The sequence below is a fragment of the Blautia sp. CAG:257 genome (assembly GCF_000433815.1).
Taxonomy (GTDB): domain Bacteria; phylum Bacillota; class Clostridia; order Lachnospirales; family Lachnospiraceae; genus Blautia_A; species Blautia_A caecimuris.
In genome coordinates this window covers 1-1,228 of record NZ_HF999091.1, presented here as the reverse complement: position 1 = coordinate 1,228, position 1,228 = coordinate 1, and the positions used below count along the sequence as shown (strand labels likewise).

The following is a 1,228-nucleotide window of genomic DNA, read 5'->3' as shown; positions in this document are numbered from 1 at the left end:
GCAGGATCCCAATACAGGAGAAATCCTTGCCATGGATGCCGGGGACCGCTATGATCTCAATGATCCAAGAGATCTTTCCAGCCTTTATTCCGAGGAAGAGATCAAGGCCATGAATGATGAGGAAACCGTAACTGCACTGAATGCCATGTGGAATAATTTCTGTGTGACAGATGCCTTTGAGCCCGGATCTGTTGTAAAGCCTATTGTTATGGCAGGCGCTTTGGAAAAAGGCAGCATAGCAGAGGGAGATAATTTTGTCTGTGACGGCGGACAGGCGTTTGGAGCCAATAACAACACATTTATTAAATGTGCGGTTTATCCGGATTCCCATGGAACAGAGGATCTGATGCATGTGATCGCCAATTCCTGCAATGACGGAATGATGCAGATTGCGGAAAAAATGGGAGCAGAACAGTTTATTAAAGCGCAGAGTCTTTTTAATTTCGGAAGCAGAACCGGAATCGATCTTCCGAATGAGGGATCGGGAATTATCCATACCATGGATACCATGGGAGAGACAGAGCTTGCCTGCTCTGCTTTTGGACAGGGATATACCTGTACCATGCTCCAGGAGATCAATGCCATGAGTTCTGTTATTAACGGAGGCTACTATTATCAGCCTCATCTTGTAAAAGAAATACAGGACAGCAATGGAAGCACTGTAAAAACAGTGGAACCTGTTCTTTTGAAACAGACTATTTCCTCTGAAATTTCCGCAGCTATCCGTTCTTATATGGAAGACAGTGTCATTGAGGGAACCAGCCGCCATTCCAAGGTACAGGGATATAGTTCAGGCGGTAAGACCGGTACAGCGGAAAAATTCCCCCGTGGAAACAAAAAGTATCTGGTTTCCTTTATTACCTTTGCCCCGGTAGAAGAACCGCAGGTGATCGTATATGTGGTTGTTGACGAGCCAAACGCAGAGGAGCAGGCTGACAGTAAATATCCCCAGTACATTGCCCAGGGAATTCTTTCTGAGCTTCTTCCGTATCTGAATGTTGAGCCGGATGAGGCAGAGGAAGGCGTAGTTCCTGAAACAGAGCTCTGGGAAGGCTTTGACGGTGTGCTGGAAGATGTTTCCGGCAGTGATGTGGATGAAGAAGGAAATATGGTAGATGCAGAGGGAAATCTGATTGATATGGAAGGAAACCGGGTAGACGAGCAGGGCTATCTTCTTAATGAAAATGGAGAGAGAAAGCTGAACGAAAACGGGGAGTATATCAAATCA

The 1,228-nt window shown here is 46.0% G+C and carries 1 protein-coding gene; it reads left to right on the top strand.

What is annotated here, in order from left to right; genetic code table 11:
* Positions 1-1,228 (top strand): penicillin-binding transpeptidase domain-containing protein (locus QVP40_RS10940; protein WP_288200506.1); only part of this gene is annotated, 1,228 nt, incomplete at both ends.